At 39.0% G+C, this 23,730-nt stretch carries 27 protein-coding genes; 5 read left to right on the top strand and 22 right to left on the bottom strand.

The genetic code is table 11. The features are described from left to right. Window positions 1-89: 89 nt before the first annotated feature. From N7931_RS01960 to gspC, 12 genes are all read right to left on the bottom strand, one after another. Window positions 90-848: a type II secretion system protein N gene (locus tag N7931_RS01960; RefSeq protein ID WP_262791561.1), complete on the bottom strand. Its 759-nt coding sequence runs from the start codon at window positions 846-848 to the stop codon at window positions 90-92. Continuing rightward, a complete protein-coding gene (locus tag N7931_RS01965; protein WP_262791562.1) occupies window positions 848-1,312 on the bottom strand; it encodes a type II secretion system protein M in 465 nt (154 codons plus the stop codon). Before N7931_RS01965 ends, N7931_RS01960 begins: the two co-directional genes overlap by 1 nt. After that, window positions 1,309-2,535 carry a type II secretion system protein GspL gene (gene gspL / locus N7931_RS01970; RefSeq protein ID WP_262791563.1) on the bottom strand — a complete coding sequence of 409 codons (1,227 nt, stop codon included), beginning with the start codon at window positions 2,533-2,535 and terminating at the stop codon, window positions 1,309-1,311. The genes N7931_RS01965 and gspL overlap by 4 nt, the downstream gene beginning before the upstream one ends. Before the next feature lie 2 nt (window positions 2,536-2,537). Continuing rightward, window positions 2,538-3,608, bottom strand: a complete 1,071-nt coding sequence (gspK, locus tag N7931_RS01975; protein ID WP_262791564.1) for a type II secretion system minor pseudopilin GspK — start codon at window positions 3,606-3,608, stop codon at window positions 2,538-2,540. Beyond that, the gene (gspJ, locus tag N7931_RS01980; protein ID WP_262791565.1) at window positions 3,596-4,255 is read right to left on the bottom strand and encodes a type II secretion system minor pseudopilin GspJ; all 660 of its coding nucleotides are present in this window, start codon (window positions 4,253-4,255) and stop codon (window positions 3,596-3,598) included. The genes gspK and gspJ overlap by 13 nt, the downstream gene beginning before the upstream one ends. Further along, complete coding sequence (gene gspI / locus N7931_RS01985; protein ID WP_262791566.1) at window positions 4,255-4,632, bottom strand: type II secretion system minor pseudopilin GspI; 378 nt, start codon at window positions 4,630-4,632, stop codon at window positions 4,255-4,257. Before gspI ends, gspJ begins: the two co-directional genes overlap by 1 nt. After that, window positions 4,629-5,225 (bottom strand): type II secretion system minor pseudopilin GspH, encoded by a 597-nt coding sequence (gene gspH, locus N7931_RS01990; RefSeq protein ID WP_262791567.1) that lies wholly within the window; start codon window positions 5,223-5,225, stop codon window positions 4,629-4,631. Before gspH ends, gspI begins: the two co-directional genes overlap by 4 nt. 18 nt (window positions 5,226-5,243) lie before the next feature. Continuing rightward, window positions 5,244-5,678, bottom strand: coding sequence for a type II secretion system major pseudopilin GspG (gene gspG, locus N7931_RS01995; RefSeq protein WP_262791568.1), 435 nt, complete (start codon window positions 5,676-5,678; stop codon window positions 5,244-5,246). Window positions 5,679-5,680: 2 nt separating this feature from the next. Further along, a complete protein-coding gene (gene gspF, locus N7931_RS02000; RefSeq protein WP_262791569.1) occupies window positions 5,681-6,907 on the bottom strand; it encodes a type II secretion system inner membrane protein GspF in 1,227 nt (408 codons plus the stop codon). Window positions 6,908-6,913: 6 nt separating this feature from the next. Then, window positions 6,914-8,392, bottom strand: coding sequence for a type II secretion system ATPase GspE (gspE, locus tag N7931_RS02005; RefSeq protein ID WP_262791620.1), 1,479 nt, complete (start codon window positions 8,390-8,392; stop codon window positions 6,914-6,916). An 80-nt stretch (window positions 8,393-8,472) separates the two neighbouring features. Continuing rightward, window positions 8,473-10,620 carry a type II secretion system secretin GspD gene (gene gspD, locus N7931_RS02010; protein WP_262791621.1) on the bottom strand — a complete coding sequence of 716 codons (2,148 nt, stop codon included), beginning with the start codon at window positions 10,618-10,620 and terminating at the stop codon, window positions 8,473-8,475. 36 nt (window positions 10,621-10,656) lie between these two features. After that, window positions 10,657-11,559 carry a type II secretion system protein GspC gene (gspC, locus tag N7931_RS02015; RefSeq protein WP_262791570.1) on the bottom strand — a complete coding sequence of 301 codons (903 nt, stop codon included), beginning with the start codon at window positions 11,557-11,559 and terminating at the stop codon, window positions 10,657-10,659. 290 nt (window positions 11,560-11,849) lie between these two features. Between gspC and hslR the strand changes: the two genes are divergently transcribed. Together hslR and hslO are read left to right on the top strand one after the other, a co-directional pair. Continuing rightward, entirely contained in the window at window positions 11,850-12,263 is a 414-nt protein-coding gene (hslR, locus tag N7931_RS02020) for a ribosome-associated heat shock protein Hsp15 (protein ID WP_262791571.1), read from the top strand. Beyond that, window positions 12,260-13,144, top strand: coding sequence for an Hsp33 family molecular chaperone HslO (gene hslO, locus N7931_RS02025; RefSeq protein ID WP_262791572.1), 885 nt, complete (start codon window positions 12,260-12,262; stop codon window positions 13,142-13,144). The genes hslR and hslO overlap by 4 nt, the downstream gene beginning before the upstream one ends. Window positions 13,145-13,249: 105 nt before the next feature. Here the strand turns inward: hslO and N7931_RS02030 are convergent, their stop codons facing one another. The 10 genes from N7931_RS02030 to ectA all read right to left on the bottom strand — a co-directional run bounded on the left by N7931_RS02030 (window position 13,250) and on the right by ectA (window position 21,220). Continuing rightward, on the bottom strand, window positions 13,250-13,792 hold the full coding sequence (locus tag N7931_RS02030) for a hypothetical protein (protein WP_262791573.1): 543 nt from the start codon (window positions 13,790-13,792) through the stop codon (window positions 13,250-13,252). 112 nt (window positions 13,793-13,904) lie between these two features. Continuing rightward, window positions 13,905-14,135 (bottom strand): DUF2789 domain-containing protein, encoded by a 231-nt coding sequence (locus tag N7931_RS02035; protein ID WP_262791574.1) that lies wholly within the window; start codon window positions 14,133-14,135, stop codon window positions 13,905-13,907. Between the two features lie 26 nt (window positions 14,136-14,161). Beyond that, window positions 14,162-14,362, bottom strand: coding sequence for a hypothetical protein (locus N7931_RS02040; protein WP_262791575.1), 201 nt, complete (start codon window positions 14,360-14,362; stop codon window positions 14,162-14,164). A 54-nt stretch (window positions 14,363-14,416) separates the two neighbouring features. After that, window positions 14,417-15,322, bottom strand: a complete 906-nt coding sequence (locus N7931_RS02045; RefSeq protein WP_262791576.1) for a TPR end-of-group domain-containing protein — start codon at window positions 15,320-15,322, stop codon at window positions 14,417-14,419. A gap of 12 nt (window positions 15,323-15,334) precedes the next feature. Next, entirely contained in the window at window positions 15,335-16,741 is a 1,407-nt protein-coding gene (locus N7931_RS02050; protein WP_262791577.1) for a sodium/proline symporter, read from the bottom strand. Further along, entirely contained in the window at window positions 16,735-17,400 is a 666-nt protein-coding gene (locus tag N7931_RS02055) for a class I SAM-dependent methyltransferase (protein WP_262791578.1), read from the bottom strand. The genes N7931_RS02050 and N7931_RS02055 overlap by 7 nt, the downstream gene beginning before the upstream one ends. Continuing rightward, a complete protein-coding gene (locus N7931_RS02060) occupies window positions 17,378-18,841 on the bottom strand; it encodes an aspartate kinase (protein ID WP_262791579.1) in 1,464 nt (487 codons plus the stop codon). The genes N7931_RS02055 and N7931_RS02060 overlap by 23 nt, the downstream gene beginning before the upstream one ends. Window positions 18,842-18,951: 110 nt before the next feature. Continuing rightward, window positions 18,952-19,353 carry an ectoine synthase gene (locus tag N7931_RS02065; protein ID WP_262791580.1) on the bottom strand — a complete coding sequence of 134 codons (402 nt, stop codon included), beginning with the start codon at window positions 19,351-19,353 and terminating at the stop codon, window positions 18,952-18,954. A 10-nt stretch (window positions 19,354-19,363) separates the two neighbouring features. After that, entirely contained in the window at window positions 19,364-20,635 is a 1,272-nt protein-coding gene (gene ectB, locus N7931_RS02070; RefSeq protein ID WP_262791581.1) for a diaminobutyrate--2-oxoglutarate transaminase, read from the bottom strand. Between the two features lie 12 nt (window positions 20,636-20,647). Continuing rightward, the gene (gene ectA, locus N7931_RS02075) at window positions 20,648-21,220 is read right to left on the bottom strand and encodes a diaminobutyrate acetyltransferase (protein ID WP_262791582.1); all 573 of its coding nucleotides are present in this window, start codon (window positions 21,218-21,220) and stop codon (window positions 20,648-20,650) included. 100 nt (window positions 21,221-21,320) lie between these two features. Between ectA and N7931_RS02080 the strand changes: the two genes are divergently transcribed. The 3 genes from N7931_RS02080 (at window position 21,321) to mdh (ending at window position 23,471) form a co-directional block, all read left to right on the top strand. Next, window positions 21,321-21,764, top strand: coding sequence for a chemotaxis protein CheW (locus N7931_RS02080; protein WP_262791583.1), 444 nt, complete (start codon window positions 21,321-21,323; stop codon window positions 21,762-21,764). A gap of 7 nt (window positions 21,765-21,771) precedes the next feature. Continuing rightward, window positions 21,772-22,332: a MarR family winged helix-turn-helix transcriptional regulator gene (locus tag N7931_RS02085; RefSeq protein ID WP_262791584.1), complete on the top strand. Its 561-nt coding sequence runs from the start codon at window positions 21,772-21,774 to the stop codon at window positions 22,330-22,332. A 200-nt stretch (window positions 22,333-22,532) separates the two neighbouring features. Then, complete coding sequence (mdh, locus tag N7931_RS02090) at window positions 22,533-23,471, top strand: malate dehydrogenase (protein ID WP_262791585.1); 939 nt, start codon at window positions 22,533-22,535, stop codon at window positions 23,469-23,471. Window positions 23,472-23,730 lie beyond the last annotated feature (259 nt).

A 23,730-nucleotide genomic window follows, 5' to 3' on the forward strand; every position in this document is an offset into this window, starting at 1 on the left:
AGCGGAGGTCGTCCTCGTTCTAATCATTTTTTAAGCTAGAACTAAAGTAAGCATATCAAACACAAACTTTAGTTCAACTGTTTATGGCTTTAAAATTTAATTGAATAACGTCCCTGACTATCTGCTTTACCTAAATAGCTTAGTGCATTTCTCAGATCTTGACTGGCATTGCTACCTGCTGAAATAAAACCATTAACAGAATAACTGCTAAAGCTAGTTAGTTTAGCGTCTATATCTAAACGTAATAACTCTGGATTACCGAGAATTTTGGCAAGTGCAGCACCATTTTCATCACAGCTTAAATTTGCTTTGATATCGCCATACGAAAAGTTCGTTTTCATCTCAATTAAGTTAACCGCAGCCAGTTTCCAGTTAATTTGTCCGTCTAACGCCTGACAAACCGGTTCGCCTAATTGCATTGTACTAATATTTGCATCAACCAGACCTGCTGCTTGCACTTTAAATGGCAAGTTAATTTGCTGGGCGATTAAATCAGCCGGTAGTTTAATTTGCAAATCAGCAACAGAAGCGCCGTTTAAGCCATATCTGAGCTGACTAGAACCTTGCGGCTCTAAGTTTTTTCTCGGGCTACCAAACTCAATATCAACCGCAAATCTGGCGGCTAATAATTGGGCAAAATTAACATCCCAAGTGACATCTTTCACCAAAGTTTTATCAACTTTAACTGTGTCAATTTTACCCGACCAAATTGTGCCAGAAACATTACCTAACTGAATATTTTTATCTAACTGAATGCGGGAAACCACAAGATAAGCGGGCAAAGTCGCAATTAAAAACACTAAATAAAATAATAACGCCCAAGTAATACGGTTAATCCACTGCTTCATTATTTACTCACTTGCAGGCGTCTTACTCTTACTGCACCTGTTTTTTCTGCTTCACTGATATCTACAGCTTCAATTGTCAGACCTTGATTTTGAGTCAAATCAGCTAGCCATCGAATAAAAGCATTAAACTCAATTTCGTCAATCTGCACCTGCAACGTATCGCCCTGCGGCTGCATTCTGGCTAACGAGATATTCGCTCTGCGCGCGGCGTTGTTTACAATTTGGCTGAGAGAGCCGGTCGCAACTTGTTTTTGGCTGCCTTTAAGCTGCTTATATTCGGTTAGCTTTTCATTTACCCATGCCAATGTTGTTTGTTTATTTTGCACAGACATTTCCGCTTTTTCTAAGCGGCTATTCACCGGCCCCCAAATAAGCTGAAAAAATAAACCGATAGCAAAGACAATACCGGCACCAACCACTAATTGCTTTTCGCGCTCGGATAAAGCTTCAAACCACTGCTTCATGATTCACCTCGAATACTAATCGCGCCAATAACCTCATTTCCTTGATTATTCAACGAGCCTTGATCCACTTTCAATGCATTTTGCTCTGCGGTTAGTTTAAATTTCTCAAAACTTTGGAAATTTTTTGCGCTGGCATTAATCCGAATCTCACCACGTTTAAAGTCAAAACGTAAACTCTCTGGTTTTAGATCCGGTACTGCTTCAAATGCTCCGCTTGACGCTTCCACTAAAGCTAAAAATGATTGTTGGCCTGAACCGCCACCAATTCCGCCTAGCTTGCGCTTTAATTCTTTTTGAATAATAGCGACCGATAAATTTTTCCCACTAGGAAAAACGCTGGCATAACTTTTCTGGATTTGAGTATCTAGCTGCTGCGCCTGAGTTTCATACTGATGAATTTGCACACCTTTATGAATTAAATTAGCAGTTAAAGCGACACCGGCAACAATCGCCGCATTGCGCCAAACTTTAAAATATTTGCTCGAATCTTTTTTGTATTGATAAATGCCCTGACGCAAATTAAAAGCACTTGCAGCACTTTGTTTTGCTAATAATTCCAGTGCTAACACATAGTCAGCTTCGCTTAATACTTGTTCGTCAAAACGGCTTTTAATTTCATTCGGTAATGGTGAATATTGGCAAATTGCCGGATTTTCTTGAGTATAGCTTATTTGCTCAAGCCAAAACCCTAAATGCTCTGCATTGGTATTTAAACCACCAAATGAAGAGAATCGAACCAGCCATTCATTACCTAATTGCAAAACATTAACTTTGTTATCATCCGGCAGCGCCAGTGTATCCGGCAGCATTTTCTGACATTTAATGCCAGCCTGAGCTAACCAGTCGAGCCAGTTTTGCATTTTTTGTTTATGAACAACCGCCACTTCAAGCTTGTGAATATCATCATCTACAAACTTTTTCCCTTGTGCAAAAAACAGCTCATCAACATCGGTTGCCAGTTCTTCTTCAAGCATATATGGTAATGCCTGCGAAAATTGTCTGGTTAATTTAGCTGGTGTTTCTACCTGTTTAAATAAAATGTCGCAGCTTGGCACAAAAACAGTTGCGTTACGGCTACTAGCCCGCTCACTCAATGTAGACATTTGATCAACATTGTTTAATTCGCCCGAAGCGATCACTTCAGCTTCGCTTGTTGACCAGACCAGCCAATGAACACTTTGTTCAGCTTGGCTTGGTAAACGAATAAATAATTGTTCAGACACAATTAAACTCCAATTTCTCGGGCTATTACTACAAATTTACCCTGTTTATCCAGAGCAATAAGAGAATTTAAATTAATCCAGCTTTGGTTGTATTCGGTTTTACTCTTGAGCCGGAAAAACTCACTTTTTAAACTAAACTGCTCTTTAAATGATTTACTTAACCGGCCTACCGCTTTAATTTCTGATAGCTCCCAAAAGTCGTTAATATCATCAAATCCATCTTCCGGTCTCGATTCTATCACGCTGCTGGCAGCAGCCACGGTTAATTTATTATCAAACATAGCGGCCAATACTTCGGCTTGCTCTGGTTTGATTGTATTAATATTCAATACCATTTTGTCATTATTTGGAATAACACACACAAAAGGTAAAATTTTATCTAACGCAGCCTGACCATTGGTTGGGTTATCTAACCCTTGTATGAGTTTAAGCTCAGATACATCAACAAAATATCCGTTTGCCGCTAAATAAGGCATTTCTTTCGCTTCATACATATAATCTTCTGCGCCATAGCTGCGGGCAATACTATCCTGATCAAGCCAGTCTGCCACACCATCCCTAATCTGCTCGGCTTCGTAATCGTCAATTCCGGCCAGTATCAATAAACTTTTAAATTGCTCCTGAGGTGTCGGCTTTAACGATTTTTTACCGTTTTCATTCTCGGGCTGAGTATCTTCCCCTGCACTTTCTGCATCAGAGTCAGATTCATCGTCATCTGTATTATTATCTTGCGCTTCAACAACAGCATTAATGTTAAAACAGGCTTGCAGATCATAAATGTTGCCAGATATTTGTCCGCCTTCAACCGGAAAAACCATATCTTCAACCGCCCAAGGCTGAGTTAAATTTAAAACCCCGTCATTATCTTGGCTGGACTCGTTTAATACCAATTTAGCCAGTTCCTCAGCACTAATCGCATACCAATAAGCTTGCTGGTTAGAATTTAAATTATCTACCCGCTTAATTTGCATTTGCATACGCACAGCCATTTCAGCCGCAATAATCGTTACCAGCGCGACAATCAGCAGCACAGTAATTAACGCGATGCCTTTTTGTTTATTTACTGAGTCCATGCGCTACGATCTCCGGTTTGGGCAGATTCTAACGAGGCCGAACTAGGTACAGTAAAAATACGGGTAATTTCACCAAATTCTTTGCTTTCAATTTTAAGTTGAATCCCTGCTGGTAATGCATTGCTTTCCCATTTATTTTTCCACGACTTAGCTTTAGAGTCGTAAAACTCAAAATGAATTTGCTCAACCCCTTCCAATAAAATCCGGATTTTAGGTTCTTCACCTTTTACCGGATCAGGAAAGTCATAATACATACGTTCTAAATTACCGTCATAAACTCGATAAGCAATCGACTGCACTTCGCTTCTTGGCAAAATATTCATTGGATTAACCCAGCCTAAACGGCGAAATGCCAAAACTTCCGAGTCACTGTCTAAAATTAATTCACCATGAGACAACAAGTTATTACTCGCCTGCTCACCGTTTGCCCTTACTTTACGCTCTGCTAATTGGGCTAAATCACGCTCAATTACCAGCATCGCACGCTGAAACTGTGCCATTTTATCGCCATGAGCCAGCGAGACTTCATTCGTTTTGACCGTACTGGATAAAATACCGGTTCCGGCTAGCCCCAGCAAAGCAAAAATGGCGATAGCAAGCAGCATTTCTATTAATGTAAAACCCAATTGCTTGTGACTAAATTGCATTAAGGTTTACCTATATAGCTGGTTAATTCGGTAATATATTCCTGATAATCTGCATCCTGATAAACACTAATAGTGACCGCAACCAGCTCATCGCCAAAATTCGTTTTTACTCTTTTTTGTTGCCAGTACCAAGTTGCACCAGCCATTTCAGCTTCGCCTTTTTGGCTATTTTGCACAGGCCATTCGCGTTCAATTAATATCGTGTTTAATCTATTGCTGGCAATCCAATTTGCCATCATTACTTGCTGTAATTTATCTTGATTACTAATATGCACAGAGCTTGACTGAACAATAGCAACCCCGGCAGTTGCCAAAATCGCCATCGCGACTATGACTTCTAAAATAGTAAAACCTTTTTTATTTTTTATTATTTTCATGGTTTTACCTCGGCTAAATCCTGAACTTTTAATGGCAGTTCGGTTTCGCCAGATACTTCAAAAACAATTTCATCTTCGCCAGAAAACGGGCGGTTAAAAACAAACTGAATGCTAAAAGGCGTAATTTCACCACTCGAAAACAAATAAACCTGCGGAATCAACTTAGGTTTACCGTCATCATCTTCTTCATCTTGATTACGACCAAATAAACCAGCTTCTTCATCTACATTATCAAGCCAAGGAATATCACCCAGCGTTAATTTAAGTTCAAAGTTTTCATCCATTTCGTATTTAGATAAAACTTTATCGTCTTCAATTTCTTGCCATAATTCGCCATCATAACCTAAAAACTGATAGCTGTTTTTGTCCACCAGCAGGCCAAGCTGTAAATTATTCAATAAAGCATAATCTGAAGCTAACTGAACCACAGCCTGTAATCTTTTGGCTTCGTCTTCTACTTTATTTCTGTCACTGCGAATATCAAAAGATAAGCTAACACTGCTTAGCACAACGGCCATCAGCACCATTACTAGCATGACCTCTAATAAAGTAAAGCCGCGTTGGCGGCTTAACTTTGTTTGATATTTTTGCATATTCGCCGACATTAAATATTATAAAAACTCGTCAACGTTCCAGTTACCAATATCGTCTTCGGTATCAGCCTGACCGTCTGGCCCTAACGAGAAAATATCAATTTTACCATTTTCGCCAGGGCTTAATAATTGATAATCATTATCCCAAGGATCTTTCGGTAAACGTTTGATAAAACCACCTTCTGGGAAATTTTTTGGCATAGGCTCAATGCTTGGCTCGTTCACTAATGCATCTAAACCTTGCTCGGTTGTTGGATATACATGGTTATTTAACTTATACATATCCATTGCTTGCTCAAGCGTTACAATATCGGTTGCCGCTTTTTTAACTCTGGCTTTATCACTTTCACCAATAAAGTTTGGCGCAATCATACTGGCTAAAATACCGATAATAACCAGCACCACCATGATTTCTAAAATGGTAAAACCCTGTTGTTTACGATTGATTTTCATTGTTAACCTACCATTGAATTAAGTGCCATAATTGGCTGTAGAATTGAAATTACGATAAAAAATACCACGGCTGCCATAGACAAAACCATAGCCGGACCAATAATGCTTAAAGTAACATTCACCATGCCTTCAAACTCTCTGTCTTGATTATCTGCCGCGCGTGATAACATGCTTTCCAGCTCACCACTTTTTTCACCACTGGCGATCATGTGTAGCATCATGGGTGGAAATAGTTTGGTTTGATCAAGTGCCGCCCGTAAACTTGTTCCTTCACGCACTCTTAATCTAGCTTCCTGAATGGCTTCTTTGATGTAGTCGTTACTTAATACATCACCTGCGATTTTCATGCTTTCAAGTAATGGTACGGCACTGGCTGTTAAAATACTTAAAGTACGGGCAAATCTAGCTGTATTTAAGCCGCGTGATACTTTACCGGCCAGCGGCATTTTAAGTAATAATTTATGGTACTGATATCTAGGCTTCTCTTTTTTCATTAAACGCTGAAAAACCACTGCACTACCCAGTACCAATAAAATTAAAAATGGTCCGTATGCACTTAAAAAGTTACTCATCGCAATCATAAATTGAGTTGTGCCCGGTAGTTCTCCACCTAATCGGTCAAACTGAGCAACTATTTTTGGTACAACTGAGGTTAATAAAAAATAAACCACAGAAAAAGCAACCACCATCAACATAACCGGATAAACCGAGGCTTGCTGAATTTTGGATTTAGTAACCTGACGCTGCTCGGTATAATCAGCCAGCCTTTCAAGCACAGTATCTAAATGCCCAGATTTTTCACCGGCGGCAACCATAGAACAAAACAGGTTATCAAAAATATGGGGATATTCCGCCATGCTGTCTGCCAGCGTATAACCTTCGGTCACTTTTGAGCGAACCGCCATAATCATTCGCTCGATTCGTGGCACATCACATTGCTGAGCAACCGCTAGTAAAGATTCTTCAATCGGTAAACCAGACGCAGATAAAGTAGATAACTGACGGGTAATTAATGCTAAATCAGCAGCCGATATTTTGCGCTCAAAACTAAATAACGGCTGTTTTTGACTTGCGGTGTTTTTTTCCTGCTGGGCTGCGGTTTGAACCTCTACCGGAATTAAACCTTTATCACGCAATAAACCTCTTGCCGCTTTAGCTGTATCCGCTTCTATAATGCCTTTTTTATTGCGTCCTTTAGCATCTAACGCTTTGTATGCAAATGCAGCCATTTTGGATTAATCCTCTCGCGTAACCCGAACCACTTCTTCCAGCGAGGTAATACCGGCTAAAACTTTATCGCAACCATCCTGACGAATACTCGGCGTTGTCTGACGAACCAGTTTTTCAATTGCCTGTTCGCCTCTGCCATTGTGGATCATCTCTCGCACTTCTTCGGTTACAACCAATAATTCGTGAATACCTGAACGGCCTTTATAACCGCTCATATTACATTCAGCACAACCAACTGAGCGATAAATTAACTGCTGACTATTGTCGATTAACCCTAAAATCTCACGCTCACGGGCATCCGGCAAATGCGCTTCTTTACAGCTTGGGCATAAAGTTCTGACTAATCGCTGCGCTAATACCCCCAATAAACTGGAAGATAATAAGAAAGGTTCAACCCCCATATCTTCTAAACGGGTAATCGCACCAGCTGCGGTATTTGTATGCAGAGTAGACATTACCAAGTGACCGGTTAAACTGGCTTGTACCGCAATATGTGCGGTTTCTAAATCACGGATTTCACCAACCATAACCACATCAGGATCCTGACGTAAAATCGCTCTTAAACCACGCGCAAATGTCATATCCACTTTGGTATTAACCTGAGTTTGACCAACACCTTCCAGCGCATATTCAATTGGATCTTCAACCGTTAAAATATTTCTGTCGGTTGAGTTAAGCTCAGTTAAACCAGCATAAAGCGTGGTTGATTTACCAGAACCAGTAGGACCGGTTACCAAAATAATCCCGTGCGGTTTATGAATTAACTCATTAAATAATTCACGGTTATTTGCTGTCATGCCTAAGTCTTTTAAGTTTAACTTAGCATTATTTTTATCCAGCAAACGCAGTACCGCTCGCTCACCGTGGCTCGATGGCATAGTACTAACCCGCACATCAACGGCTCGGCCTGCAATTTTTAATGAAATACGACCATCCTGCGGAACGCGCTTTTCAGCAATATCCAGCTTAGCCATAACTTTAATCCGTGAAATTAAAACCGACGCTAATTTACGGTTAGGTTTTAAAACTTCACGTAAAATACCATCTACCCTAAAACGGATTTTCAGGTCTTTTTCAAATGTCTCAACGTGAATATCCGACGCACCTTCTTTAATCGCCTCACTTAACATGGCGTTAATTAATTTGATAATGGGCGCATCATCTTCGTTTTCTAATAAATCTTCGGTTTCAGGCAATTCATCAATTAATGAAAACAAGTCGGCTTCGTTCCCAATATCTTCCATTAACTGGCGAGCTTCAGACGAGTCGCGCTGGTAAGCCACGGTCATTCTAAGCTCAAAAGCATCATCCGTTACTTTTTCAACTGCAAACTCTTTACCTAAAAAACGGCGGACTTCGAGCAAAGTATCCAAACTAACTGAATTGCGGCAAATAGCCGTCCATTCATCATCTTCTTTTTCTAACAAAACGCCAAGTCGGTTAGCAAAACCAAATGGCAGTCGGGACTCACCAACTGCGATCATTTCTTCGTTTTCTGGTTCTGCCAGTTCTGCGGCTTCCGCCAGCAAGTTTTCGTTAGCTAAATCTTGAGTTGTTTGTGTCATTACTCAGCCTCAGACTGCTCGCTGTTTTGTTCTGCTCTTTGCTTCTTATCAGCTTCTAAATACTGTTTAAGCGCACCTTTTTGAGTTAAATACTCTTCAAACGATGGCGGCAGTTCTAACTTATTATCCCAGTGTGGTAATACCGGAATATCTTCGCTGTAAGATAAGAAATTACCGTTAGCACGGCGCTCTAACTGCTGCGCACGAATATAATTATATTTTTTATGGCTGATAGTATTTTGAGTAATATCGTCGGTGACAATAGTCGGTTTAATAAATACCATCAAGTTACGCTTACGTTTGGTATTACTGGTTGATTTAAATAAGTTACCAATAATTGGAATATCACCTAACAATGGTACTTTAGAGACACTTTCTTGCACGTCTTCATCAATTAAACCACCTAGTACAATAGTCGCGCCATTCTCAGCCATAACCGTGGTTTTAATTTCACGTTTATTAAAGCTGACATCGATACCAGTTGCGCCGGCAACGCTAGATACTTCCTGTTCAATTTCTAATTTAACTGCGGAGCCTTCGTTTACCTGAGGTGTTACTTTTAATTTAATCCCCACCTCTTTACGATCTACCGTCTGGAAAGGGTTAGCATTATTACTTGAAGCGGTTGAGCCTGTAATAGTTGGAACTTCCTGACCAACTAAAATAGAGGCTTCTTGGTTATCTAAAGTTGTAATATTTGGAGTTGCCAGAATATTTGAATTTGTAGAGGTGGTTACCGCTTGTAATACTGCACCCCAACCATTTTTAACAATACCGACTAAAGTACCGTTTACCCCACCTAATAAACTAGCCAGAGTTGAGAAATCGCCCTGAATTTCTTCACCTTCAACAATGCTGGCGATTACTCGGTTACCATCTTCATCGTAAACTGGTTGACCAGCCGCATCAGTTCGGTAAGTAATATCATCTTCACCATAACGGGTTCTAGCCTGCTCTGCACCAACAGCTAAAGAGCCTATTGGCGTTGAGTTAGTAAACTGGACCATACCACCATCTTCACTAATCCATTGCACGCCTAAATTAAATCCATCACCATCAAATACTTCCACAATAATTGCTTCAACCTGGATTTGCGCACGGCGAATATCAAGCTGGCGAATCACATCTTCAAGCGAGCGCATTACATCTGGTTCAGCTGTAATTACTAAGGCATTGCTATCCTGGTGCGCTTCAATGCTAATATCACGGTTAGATTTAGCTGAGGTCGTTTTTGCTCCACCAGATTTATCATCAAGAATACTGGTGCTTACCCCTTGTAAAACTTTAACTAAATCTTCTGCTTTTGCGTATTTAAGATAATACACTTTGGTATTACCGCTTGATTCAAGCTCGCTGTCTAAACGCTCAATCATTTTAATGGTACGAGCACGCGCTTTACCTTCACCGCTGACAATAACGCTGTTTGTTCTGTCATCCGCAACAACTTTTGGGATCAAGTTATCTGGCGTTCTGTCTTTAGCCGCATTTTTATTCAAGGTTTCAATAATTCGAACAATTTCAGTGGCCGAAGCAAATCTAAGTTTTACAATTTCAACGTCCTGATCACCAGCCTGATCGACCCGCTTAATAATTTCAGTTAAGCGGTTAACCACAGAGGCGCGGCCCGTTAGCATAATAACGTTAGACGGATCATAGTGAACTACGTTACCGCCACCTGCCTGATCGTTTAGTTGGCGTAATAATGGCGATAATTCTTTTACCGATACGTTATATACCTGAACAACACGGGTAACCATTTCATCGCCATCGCCCTTTTCCTGATTTTCTACAACCGGAATAGAAGATGTTTTTGCATCTTTGTCACGGATAACTTTTAACACCCCGTTAGACATTTCAACAACCGCGTAGTCGTATACTTCCAATACGTTTAAAAAGAACTGATAGTATTGCTCTTCAGTTAACAGATCATAACTACGGACATTAATTTTACCGCGGACATTTGGATCAACAATGATGGTTTTTTTAAGGTTTTTACCAACAATATTGATAAATTCGTTAATGTCTGTGCCTTTGAAATTTGGAGAATATTCTGCGGCGAATGAAGTCGGAGTAGAAAAAGTAATAAATGCCGACAAAGCTAATGCAGAAAATTGCTTAACTACTGCGGGGCGCTGTTTAGTGCTCATCATGCCCTGATGCTCCGTATTTTTAATTTTATTCATTTAATAAAGCGAAATATAAATTTGTTTAACACTGCCGTTGCGTTCAACAATGAGAGAAGCTTCTTGAGCCTCTTTTAACTGATTCATTGCCTGCATAGCTTGAGATAAATTGGTTAAGTCATAACCATTGATTTCGGTTGCAATATCGCCGGCTTCTAAACCAACAGCTGCAAATAATTTAGGATCTTTACCCGGAAACAAGCGGTAGCCAACCAACTCACCATCACGCTTAACCGGAGATGCTTTTAAATAATCAACCAGTTTACCCGGATCGGATAAGGCTTCTTCTCTAATTTGCTCAATAACCTCTTTGCCTTCTTCGGTTAATTCAGCATTTTCAGTTGTCTCTGGTTCAACTTTAGCTGCAGGCGCAATAGGCTCTGAAACGGCAATTGCGCTATAATCTTGTCCTTCCAGCATTAAAGTTTCACGACGGCCTGTTTGTTCTAAAATAATTCTGTCAGCGTAAATTTCTTTAATAACCGCTCTGGTACCATCAATTTTTTCATCTATGCCGTATACGTCTTGCGAACCGCTTTTTTCAATAATTGCTGCAGCTAATAGTTTGTCACTACTTGGCACTACGCCAGTTAATTTTAAGTTTAATGTTGTTTCCGGTGCATCTTCAGGTTGAGTTTCAACTACAACCGGCTCAGCATTAAAATCACCAAATAAATTTAAGCCCGTAATTTTACTGGTATCTGCCGCAACTACCGAACTATTAACAGTATTAGTCGCATTGCTTTGTAATATGTTTAAGTCAGGTTTTGGAAAAAGCTGCCAGGTAATTTGAGCTAACAACCAAGCAATATAAGCTAATAGCAATAAGATAATTGCCGAGCTTATTTTATCCTGTGGCAGTTTTTTTAATTTATCTAAACTTTGGAGAAGATTGTCTTGCAAAATAAGTAACCAAAATAAAAATTTGTTAGTGTAATTTTTAACCACGCAAGGTTAAACTTTTATATTATCGCAACAGAATGTTACGTTTTTTGTAATATTGCAACAGCAATTAATAATATTTTATTCCATTACCTATTCCATCTTCAAACTATCCATTTGTTTTATAAGTGTAAATTTTTATTAAATAGGAAATTTAGTATATCGTATTTAGTTATTATACAATAGCGTCTGTTTCATCCAACCGCTTGAGCTAAGATAAAGCTTATTTTTGTAACGAATCTTTGGGTAACATGACAAAAAAAAGTTCAACCGAAACTCAGTTAAATGTCCGTCTGGATAAATGGCTGTGGGCAGCCAGATTTTATAAAACCCGTGCACTGGCTCGCGCTATGATCGAAAACGGTAAAGTAAAATATAATCAGCAAAGATGCAAACCAAGCCGTACTGTTGAAGTAGGTGCTTACTTAACGATTAGCCAAGGGTTTGATGATAAAGAAATTGAAGTGCTTGAATTATCTGATCAACGCCGCAGCGCACCACAAGCTCAATTGCTATACGCTGAAACTGACGAGAGTTTAAAAAAGCGTACAGAACAAGCTCAGCTTCGAAAAATACAACATTCGCTTAATCCGCATCCGGAGACTAAACCGGATAAAAAACAGCGACGCCAATTAATCCAAGTGAAACAGAAGAATCATTCATGATAAATACAGCAGATCAACTTAACCGTTATGTGTTTGAAAATACGCATGTTCGTGGTGAATTAGTCCAACTAAACCAAAGCTATCAAGCGATGTTGGAAAACCATAACTATCCACCCGCTATTGCCAAAGTGATCGGCGAATTATTTGCCGCAACTAGCTTATTAACTGCCACCTTAAAATTTGAAGGGGATATTGCGGTACAAATTCAGGGCAACGGTCCGGTTTCTTATATCTCAATAAATGGCAGCCATGATCAACAACTACGAGGCGTAGCTCGGTTTCAGGCAGAACCAGAATCAAACCGTTTATCTGATTTATTTGGCGACAAAGGATTTATGGTGATCACGATTAGCCCAACTAAAGGTGAGCGTTATCAGGGCATAGTTGCGCTTGAAAAAGAAACAATTGCTGGCTGTTTAGAAAACTATTTTGCCCAGTCAGAGCAGCTCCCAACCCATATTTGGTTATTTGCCGATGAAACTCAGCAACAGGCAGCCGGTATTATGTTACAAACCTTACCGGGTAATTCTGAATCGAAAAAAACCAAAGCCGAGATTGAAAGCGATTTAGAACATTTAGCTCAACTGACCGCGACTATTAGTCAAGATGAATTATTTAGTTTAGATGCTCAGGATGCGTTATACCGTTTATACCATCAGGAAACAGTAAAACTATTTGAACCAACATCTGTTAAGTTCAATTGTGGCTGTTCAAAAGAGCGTAGCTTAAAAGCATTGACCACCATTGCGCCTAGTGAATTAAAAGAGATTTTGGAAGAACAAGGTAAAATTGAAATGAAATGCGAATATTGTCTGACTAACTATGAGTTTGTTGAATCTGACTTATTGCATTTGATCAATGCGCCCCAAAACGAGCAGTAAATAGCTCGGTTTTAGTATTGAATTTTTGCATTATTTTGCGATTATAGGATTACAAAGCCGATACTAAATGCTCGCGTAGCGAGCATTTAGTATCCAACAGTTAGATTATAATAGCGCGGTAACCCCGTGTAATTTCAACAGTTCGTATGATGAACAATTTGGCCAAAAGTATGATTTAAAATACACCACATCAGGAGCTGCTTTTAAAAACAAGTTTCGTTTAAAAATTAGCAAATAAATCATATTTGGAATTATTACAAATGAAATAATGTTTGAAATCCCAAAAGCGTAAATAGTAACAACCCCCATAAAACTGAGAAAAACTAAATACGTGTAAAGATGCACTTTTGATTGAGTTAGATAAGTTAGGTATATCATTAATAAAATTTCAATTAAAAGTAAAAAATTTTCAAGGGATAATCCTCTTGACTCATTTATTTGAGCTTTAATATTCTCTACATTCTGTCTGTGAATCTCCTTAGCTTTTTCCAAACTTCTGTTTATTTCTGATTTTGTCATTTCGTATGGGCCGGGAGGTGGCGGGTCAACAAGTGTTCGGTTTACGTATTCAAATTGACCCAAAATCGCAGCTCTAACAATAACAACGATTACTAACAAAACTAAAGCATATTGAAATTTTATATTCATATCTATTAAAAATGGCTGGTTGGCAAAAGGACAACCAGATCAAAGAGGTCAGTTAATGGAAAAGCAGCTTTAACTGCTTTTCCGGCAGGTGTTGTAACTTGCTATACCCGTGCTACCTTAATTGCGCATCTAAATGATCAACCACTTCTGCCCAATCTGAGTCTGCGGCAATCGCTTCAGTTAAAAAGGCTCGCTGGCTGTTATTCCAGCAATCTGCTTTATTTAACGCAACATTTGCTGGGAGCGGCTTATGCTGATTGATAAATGCTTCAATCGCCTCGTCATTATCCGGTAAACCTAACTGTAAAAATAAGTTATTCATTGTATGAAATTCAGTTTCCATCTTAATCTCCGGTTAATAAATACTTGTTATTCAATATTAGATGAAGCGCCACGACTGGCTTTTTTAATCTGATTTACAATATAAATAATGGCTAAATATAATAAACCAGAAAAAGGTATCGCTAACCAGTCTACTTGTTCAGCTTTAATAAATAAAAGCTGAAAAACCAAAACTGTGAACATAATTGCAAATGCAATTTTAAGGCTCCGCCGCCAGCTAATCTCCATGTTATCACCTGATAAACTCACTTTTTAATTAGGCTTTAAAGCCTAGTTGCTCAATTAAGAAACAGCAACTTTGTTTAATAAAGCCTGAAATGCTTCTATCTCATATAAACTTTCGAACATAGTTTCATTAGATAGTTCAGTCATTAATGCAGGTGATTTTTCAAGTGCGATATTAATGTCTGCCAAAGCCGCTTCGGTTTGCCCTAAAGCAGCCTCAGCACAAGCTCTTTGCCAATAGGCAAGTGCATAATTAATATCTAATTCGATTGCTTTGGTTGATAAACTAAGCGCCCATTCACATTCGCCCAGTTCAATAACTGCGTCTGCTTTGTAAGTAATGGCTTCAACATCATCTTTATTCAGCGCTAAAATTTCATCATAAATTTTAACTCTTTGCTGCGGGTTAGTCTCAAGCCCTGCCCGCATCCATAATGCATGAAGCTGGTTAGACAGGGAGATTTCTTCCTGAGCTAATAAAATTTGTTCTGAGCGCCGTTTAAGCTTTTCTTCAACATCTTTAAGCCTATGTTCATATTCCTGACTGACTTTGCTGACTTTTTGGCTAACGTGCTCTTCGATTTGGGTTTGAATATCTCTTAATGAGCGCCAGCCCATTAAAACCAATACCGAGGCCGCTGCGGTAATAATAAAAAATACATTATTAACCGTATCTGAGGTATATCTTAATGCGCGATCTGATGATTCAAGTTTGCTATTGGCGATTTTATCTATCATTTCGGAGCGCATTAAAAGCTGCTCTTGGCGCAAGCTCTTAATTTCGTCTAATACATAACGTTCTATAAAGGGCGTATAAAGCGGCTCTTTTAATGTTTCCACTTTTTGCTCCGCCTGTTGCATTTGTGGATCTGTACTGTTTTGTGTTGCTGGTTCATTTTGCGCAGCGATAGCACTTTGGCAGGCTAAACCTAACCATAAAATAATTGGCAAGAATTTTTTCATTCAATTGTCCACTTATTGTGTTACTTCAGGTTTCTTGGATTGATTAAGCATAGCAAAACATATAACGCCTAATAAAATTCCGATAACCCCTTCATAAACACTGTTATGTAATCCAAAGTAGCGCCAAACAATACTACTGCCTACACTCAGAATAACCACAAAGATAGCGCCCCATTCGCTGATTCGCCAGCCGCGGATAAAGCCAATTAATAAAGGTGCAATTGCGCAGCCCATTGCCGACCACGAAAACACCACTAAACTAAATACGCTTTGCTGCGCATACAAAGCGATTAATAAAGTGACAAGGGTAATCACTAAAGTGGCTGTTTTTATGATTTTGGTATTTAATATTTTTTGTTTAAATGCATCCTGCGTAAACGCAGCAGAACAACTTAAAATTAATGAATCTGCGGTTGATAAAGTTGCAGCAAAAATACCGGCTAATATTAACCCAACTAACCAGCCCGGCAACAATTCAACTGAAATCAGCGGCAAAGCCAGTTCTGCATCAAAAGTGGCTGAATTATCTAAAATTAACCGGCTTAACATGCCAACAGCCGTCGCCATTAAATAAAAAATAGTAAACCAAACATAATACCAAATCCGCACTGTCGACATTTTTTGCTCGCCGCTCAGCGCAATAAATCTAACCATGACATGAGGTTGACCAACCACAGAAAAACCAGCAAAAAACCAGCCAACAGTAAAAGCAATCACCCCAGCCCAACCGGGAATTAATAGCCCCTCTGGTTGCATATTCATAAAATTAGGGACTTGCTGAAGCTGTTGCCAAACGGCGCTAACCCCGCCCTGACTATTGGTTGCTGTGACCAATAAGATGCCCATCGCAATGACCATCACAAAAGATTGTGCGGCATCGGTCCAAATAGAAGCACGTATTCCACCGGCAAAACAGTAAGCCGCCACCAAAATAGCAACCAGCACAACCCCTAACCAAATAGGCCAGTCTAATAAAACGTGTAAGGCTTTACTGCCCGCCAAAAATTGTGCTGCGGCATAAGACATCATTAAAATTAATGCGGCCCATGCTAACAATCGCCTTAAAACAGGATGTGTTTTACCTTGCCACAGGCTCACCAGTGACATAACAGAAACCGCATTATGCTTTTTAGCTTGCGACTGAACATGGCGGTGAATATAAAATGATGCAACAATATCCCCCACAATCCAGCCAAACATTAACCAAATAGCGGCAAAACCAGAATGATAGGTATAGCCAATCACCCCAATAAACATATAACCACTGTTATTGGTTGCCACAGCTGACAAACCGGTTAACCAGGCAGAAACGCTGCGTCCGGCTAGGTAATAATCATCTTTACTTTTTTGAGCAAATTTTGCTGCACTTAACCCAACTAACGCAAAGCAGCTCATAAACAGAATAAAGCTGATTAGCATACTAACTCCTGTATATTGTTAACACTTAGAATATATCCGTCTAATGCCATAGGTTGTTTGATTGAATGCGGATTGACATCAACATCAATTAAATTATTACTGTCCTGACTGAGCTTAAAAAAAGCTTTACGGCCAATATCGGCAAGCAACATAACGGTATCGCTGCGACAAGCCACTTGTTCGACTAAAATTTGTAGTTCATTTTTAGTTTGCTGGTCGTAACAAATATCAGAGGCAACAATTAAATCGATATGATCAAGCTTTTGCTCGGTAATTTGATTAATCCGGATGGTTTGGCTGCCAACACTGGCCTGATTACGTTTAGCCAGCATTTGCTGAAATGGTTTTACATTTTTATCTAGGTCACTGGCGATAACTTGAGCATTAAAATGTTTACTTAGAAATACACTTAACGCGCCCCAGCCTGCACCAATTTCAAGTACATTGAGTGAGCGTTTAAGTGATAGCTTTGACAATAAATCCATTAATAAAAAATTAGACTGCCAGACTTTTGAGCCAAAACATTCTGGTTCAAATCCGGCAGATTTAATATCGTCAACAGCTTCATGGTTGGGCTTAACGATATTGACACCGTAAGCCCAAAAATGATCCTGACTACCTTTAATTTTTGTTGTTTTATACTGCGGTTGGGGCGTCAAGCGTAACTCCGGCAAAAGCGTTTTCAGATTCAACTAAATGCTTATGCAGTGCAACCACTGCTGATTCAAAATGTTTTTCATCTAATACAAATTGAATATCAACCTGACGCATTGACTGATGCAGCGCCTGAATACTAATGCCCTGCTCGGCAATTGCCGCTACAGCTCTGGCTAACATACCGGCTTCTTGCATATCGCTACCAATTGCCGACACAATACATACTTTACGCACATTCACTTCAGCTTCAGGGAAGTGTTTTTCAAGTAAGGTTTGTAAGCGTTTAGCTTTTTTAAGATTACAGCTTAAATAATGGGTAATACTATTTGCCGTCACATCTTTACTCACCATTTGCATTTTCAGCTCATGGATTAAATCTAACGTTTTACGGTCAAACGCATCAACCTGCCCCATCATATCCTGATCAAACAACTCAAATGCATAAACCTTTTCACGCCCGGCAATAATCTCAACTTTAGGTTTATCACTAATATAAGTTGACGTAATTAATGTCCCTTTATGCTCAGGTTCAAACGTATTTTTAACTCGCAGTGGAATCTCTGACTGACGTAACCCTTTAGCGGCTCTTGGGTGAATAGCTTCCATTCCTAAATTCGCTAACTGATCAGCCACGTCATAATTTGTTAAGCCAATCGGCACAACTTTATCTAAACCAACCAGTTTAGGATCAGCACTACTTAAATGATATTCTTTATGAATAACCGCTTCTTTAGCTTTGGTTAATACCGCAATTCGGCTAAATGTCATTTCACTATAACCACGATCAAAGGTTGCCATTAAACCTTTTTCACTATGACAATAACCCGTTGCAATAGGTAAACATTTAGATAAATCCAGTGACCAGAATTTTTCTTTGATTAACTCATCCATATCAACTGCTTTGTCGATATCCCAACCGGTTAAATCAACAAAAACCGCATTAATCCCTTCTTTTTGTAATAAATGAGTCAAATTAAAGGCACTATGCGCTTCACCAATGCTGGCTAACATTTCACGTACTTTTAATAAATGGTCGGCAATTTCAAAATGACCATGCTGACATAAGCTGCTTAAATCTGACAATACACGCTCGGCATCGGTTAAACGGCGTAAAATAAATTTATCGGCTTTTTCTTTTAATGCGCTGTCGTCACCAAACAGTTCTGAGTTGATGCTCAGCATTTTGTCTTTTACCAAGCCAAAAGCTTCAATCCATGATTGATCTTCTTCCGCTAAAGCAAAACGGCCATAAATACCCGGCTCAGCTGTTTTTTTATGTTCTAATAATAAATTAGTTAAACCACCATAAGCTGATACCACAAAAACCCTTTGGTATGGGTTTTTTAACAGCTTGTTTAACATAATATTATCCCGTACCGCAGGATAATCGCTCATCGACGTACCGCCGATTTTTTCAACCGTGTGATTATTTGAAGTTGTCATAATATTTATTCTGTAAATTAGCTAAATTAAAGTTTTGATTGAGAAATAAAGTAAGTTGCAGGCATATAAAATAATATACCTGCTTTTTAGGAGGGTGTTTAAGCCGTTGCTTAGTTACCGCCAACTTCTTCGGCTTCAAGCGGGTATGCACCCGTTGCATCATGAACTTCTTTGCCGTTTAGCGGTGGATTAAATACACAGGCCATTTTCATTTCCTGAGTTGCACGCAGGATATGTTTATCATGTTTGTCTAATAAATAGATAACACCCGGCTCAATTGGATGGATTTCACCCGTTGCTAAATCTTCAATCGAACCTTCACCAGAAATACAATAAACTGACTCTAAATGGTTTTGATAATGTAATGGCAATTCCGCATCACGGAAAATAGTCGTGATATGAAATGAAAAGCCCATATTGTCATTTTTTAAACATAAACGAGTGCTATCCCAACCTTCGCTTACAATTTTACGATCTGTTTTTTCTGCGTCTTGTAGTTTTCTAACAATCATTATTTACACCTTAACTTGCTAATTTAAGTTCTGTTTTAAATTCTTCGGCAATCGCCTCTAGTAAAGTATCTAACCCTTGAGTTAAATCTTCTTTGCTAATCGTTAACGGACAAAAACATTTAACGATTTGTCCTTGATTACCTGCCGTTTCAATCACTAAACCTTTTTTAAAGGCACTGGCTGTAACTCTGTCAGCAATTTCACCGTTTCTAAATTCAATGCCCTGCATCATACCGCGGCCTTTAACTCTGGCATGAGTAACGCCTAATTCATCGGCAACCGTTTGGAAATATTCGCGCACAATAGCTGATTTTTGCGCGATTTCTTGTTCAAAGTTTTGATCTGCCCAATACTGTTTTAATGCAGCCGTAGCAGTAATAAATGCATGGTTATTACCACGGAAAGTACCGTTATGTTCGCCCGGAGCCCATTCATCCAGCTCAGGTTTTAATAAAACAATCGCCATTGGCAAACCAAAACCACTTAATGATTTTGACAAAGTCACAATATCTGGCTTAATGCCTGATTCTTCAAAGCTAAAAAATGTACCGGTTCGGCCACAGCCAGCTTGAATATCATCCACAATTAATAAAGCACCGTGCTTTTTCGCAAGCGCTTGTAAACCTTGCAGCCATTCATTGGTCGCAACATTTAACCCACCTTCACCCTGTACTGTTTCCACAATAAACGCAGCTGGCGCATCAATACCACTGGATGGATCGGATAATTGTTTATCAATCATTTTTAAGGTATCGGCGTTGTAACCGTAATAACCGCAATAAGGCATACGGGTTACACCCGATAACGGAATACTGGCACCGCCTCTATGATGCTGATTACCGGTCGCGGCAACAGCACCTAAAGTCACGCCATGAAAACCATTAGTGAACGAAATAATATTCGTTCGGCCTGTTACTTTACGAGCCAGCTTTAAAGCAGCTTCAACCGCATTAGCCCCTGTTGGACCGGTAAACTGAACTTTAAAATCTAAACCTCTTGGTTTAAATATCACTGACTGCAAAGTATCTAAAAACTCTGCTTTTGCTTTAGTATGCATATCAAGACCATGCGTGATCCCGTCTTGCATAATGTAATCAACTAAAGCCTCTTTTAACTCTGGTTGATTATGACCATAGTTTAACGAACCGGCACCCGCCAAAAAATCAAGGTATTGGTCACCTGATTCGGTATATAAATGTGCGCCTTGTGCTCGGTTAAACGTCACTGGGAACGAATTGGCATAACACTGAACGTTAGATTCCATCTGTTTGAAAATATTCATAACTTTCCTCTATTACAGTTTAATTTTTTGCAACTGTTCTGCTGCTATAGGTCCAATTGTAAATAAATACTCGGTATTGTGTTTACCGCCAAAATGTACTTCTTTTGAAAACATTACCGACTCAACACAATCTGTTTCAAAACCTTCGGCTAACTTTTGGAATACCCGGCGAGAAGCCAAGTTATCCGCAGTAATTGTGGTTTCAACAAAACGTGTGGCGCTGCACTGGCGCTGAGCTAATAAAAACATCAGCATGCGTTGTGCTAATGCACAGCCACGCGCTTTTTCTGATACAGCCATTTGCCAAATAAATAAATTTTGTGGCTGTTTTGGCTCTATATAGGCAGATACCCAACCGACAATCTCGCCATTTAATTCAGCTACAACACAAGTGTCTGAAAAATGCGAACACTGTAATAAGTTGCAGTAGGCTGAGTTAGTATCGAGTGGCGGGCAAGCTGCAATTAATTGGTTAATTGCAAAACCATCTTCAGACACCGGATGCCTGAAACTAATCTCTCCTTTGTTTTCAGTTGCAGGAGTTACAACTTTGCTCTGATTATTAATCAAAATGAGTTCACCCATTTAATTTTTCGACATTAAAATTATTTTGATGTCTAAATAATTATTTATATAGTACACTAAATAATATACAAATTTCCAGTTTAATATTTTTGATAGTTTTATGAACAATAAATGGTTCTCGTTTTTTATTGGCAACGAAAGGTACTGCGCCAATATATCAGACATAAAAGAGGTTTTACCTTATAGAGAGGCAAATCCCTTTCCTGGCTCAGATGAAAATACTGAGGGGATTTTAAGTATAAGAGGCGAGATATTAACTATATTGAATGGCGATCAAATATTTAGTTGTGAAAACATTACACCTAAAAACAATATCATTATTATTGAGGATGAGTCAGAAAATAGACTGGGTATCACCATAGATAATATTGATGAAATTATAGAGTTTGAATTAAAACAAATCGAAAGCTCAGATAATCAATCTAATGATCTGGTGCTGGGCACAGTAAATACTCATGGTCATTTATTTGTTGTTTTAAATTTCAAAGCCTTAATAGCAATTCAACAAGGTTTGAATTCAAAAGTTTCAACCGACGAAAACTAGGATTATAATGGCGTTCATTTCTAATACAGATCTGGATTTAACTTTGGCAAATAACGAACCAATTGAAGCAGTGTTAATTACATTACGCAGATTAATCAGAGCAACTGACTTACATTCAAAACAACTTGTAAAAACAGCCGGCATTACTGCGCCACAGTTATTATTGCTAAAAGCAATTCATGATCGAGGCGAAGTCACCATTGGCGAAATCGCAAATGAGATCAGTTTAAGTCAAGCAACTGTTACTACTATTTTAGACCGGCTGGAAAAGCGTGAATTGGTTTTTAGAGCACGATCTAATCAAGATAAACGTAAAGTGCATGCTTATTTAACCGATGCAGGCCGAGATTTATTGCAAAATGCACCACTGCCGTTGCAAGAACATTTTATTCGCCAGTTTAAAGACTTAAAAGATTGGGAACAAACCATGATTTTGTCGTCTTTACAACGTGTTGTACAAATGATGGATGCCCAACATTTAGATGCAGCGCCCATGCTCGAAATTGGCGATTTAGACAGAAATACGCCAGAAAAATATTCAGAGACTAACTTAGATCATAAAAAATAGTGATTATAGCTAAAATTAATATCGCTTTAATCGACTGACGATTGTTATTTGTTGATCAATCTTTTATCTTTGTTCTACTTTTTATTCACTCTCGCTTGTTTTGTAAATCGGTTGTGTATACCTAAACCTTTTTAGGTACAAACCAACCCAAAAAACAAGCTATCTTTGAATATCTGTTCAACCATTCTATGGAGAATACAATGAAAGTTGCTGTTATCGGTGCTGCTGGTGGTATTGGTCAGGCTTTGGGTCTGTTACTTAAATTAAACTTACCTGCAGGTTCAAAATTAAGCTTATATGATATTGCCCCTGTTACTCCAGGTGTAGCTAAAGATTTAAGCCACATTCCTACTGATGTGGAAGTAACTGGTTTTGCCGGTGAAGATTGCACGCCAGCACTTGAAGGTGCGGATGTTGTTTTAATTTCTGCTGGTGTTGCTCGTAAGCCAGGTATGGATCGTTCTGATTTATTCAACATTAATGCTGGTATTATTAAAACATTAGCAGGCAAAGTTGCAGAAACTTGTCCAAAAGCTTTATTAGGTATTATTACTAACCCAGTCAATACAACTGTGCCAATTGCGGCTGAAGTATTGAAAAAAGCAGGTGTGTACGATCCTAAGCGTTTATTTGGTGTAACGACATTAGATGTTATCCGCGCAGAAACTTTTGTTGCAGAAGCTAAAGGCAAATCAACTCAAGACATTCATGTAGATGTAATTGGCGGCCATAGCGGTGTAACTATTTTACCTTTATTGTCTCAAATTGATGGCGTTGAATTCTCTGATGACGAAATTGCTAGCTTAACAACTCGTATCCAAAATGCAGGCACTGAAGTTGTAGAAGCTAAAGCTGGTGGCGGTTCAGCAACTTTATCTATGGGTCAAGCAGCAGCACGTTTTGGTTTGTCTTTAATTAAAGGCTTAACTGGCGAAGACGTGATTGAGTGTGCGTATGTTCAAGGTCAGGGCGCTAATGCACCTTTCTTTGCTCAACCAGTTAAATTAGGTAAAGATGGTGTTGAAGCCATTTTAGATTATGGTTCATTAAGCGCATTTGAACAAAAAGCCTTAGACGATATGTTACCAACTTTAATCGGTGACATTGAAAAAGGTGTTGAGTTTGGTCAAGCAGAATAAGCTTAATTGATCTCAAAACTAAAAAAGCGGCATTAGCCGCTTTTTTTGTCTTAACTATTTTTTAGGTTTATAAGCTAAAAGCTATCTTTGAGTAGGATTAATTAACCTCGACTCTGGATAAGAAGTTAGCTAAAGCCTTAAATTTATTGGTTTTTAGTTTAAGTTCGTTTCTAGTGAGGGATTTTTTCTGAGAACAAGGCGAATTTGCGTACGTAATAGCTGGCTATTACTAGCGAATTCAACGCTGTTATCGGGGAAA

This window comes from Catenovulum sp. 2E275 (genome assembly GCF_025515275.1).
In the GTDB taxonomy this organism is placed as follows: Bacteria; Pseudomonadota; Gammaproteobacteria; order Enterobacterales; family Alteromonadaceae; genus Catenovulum.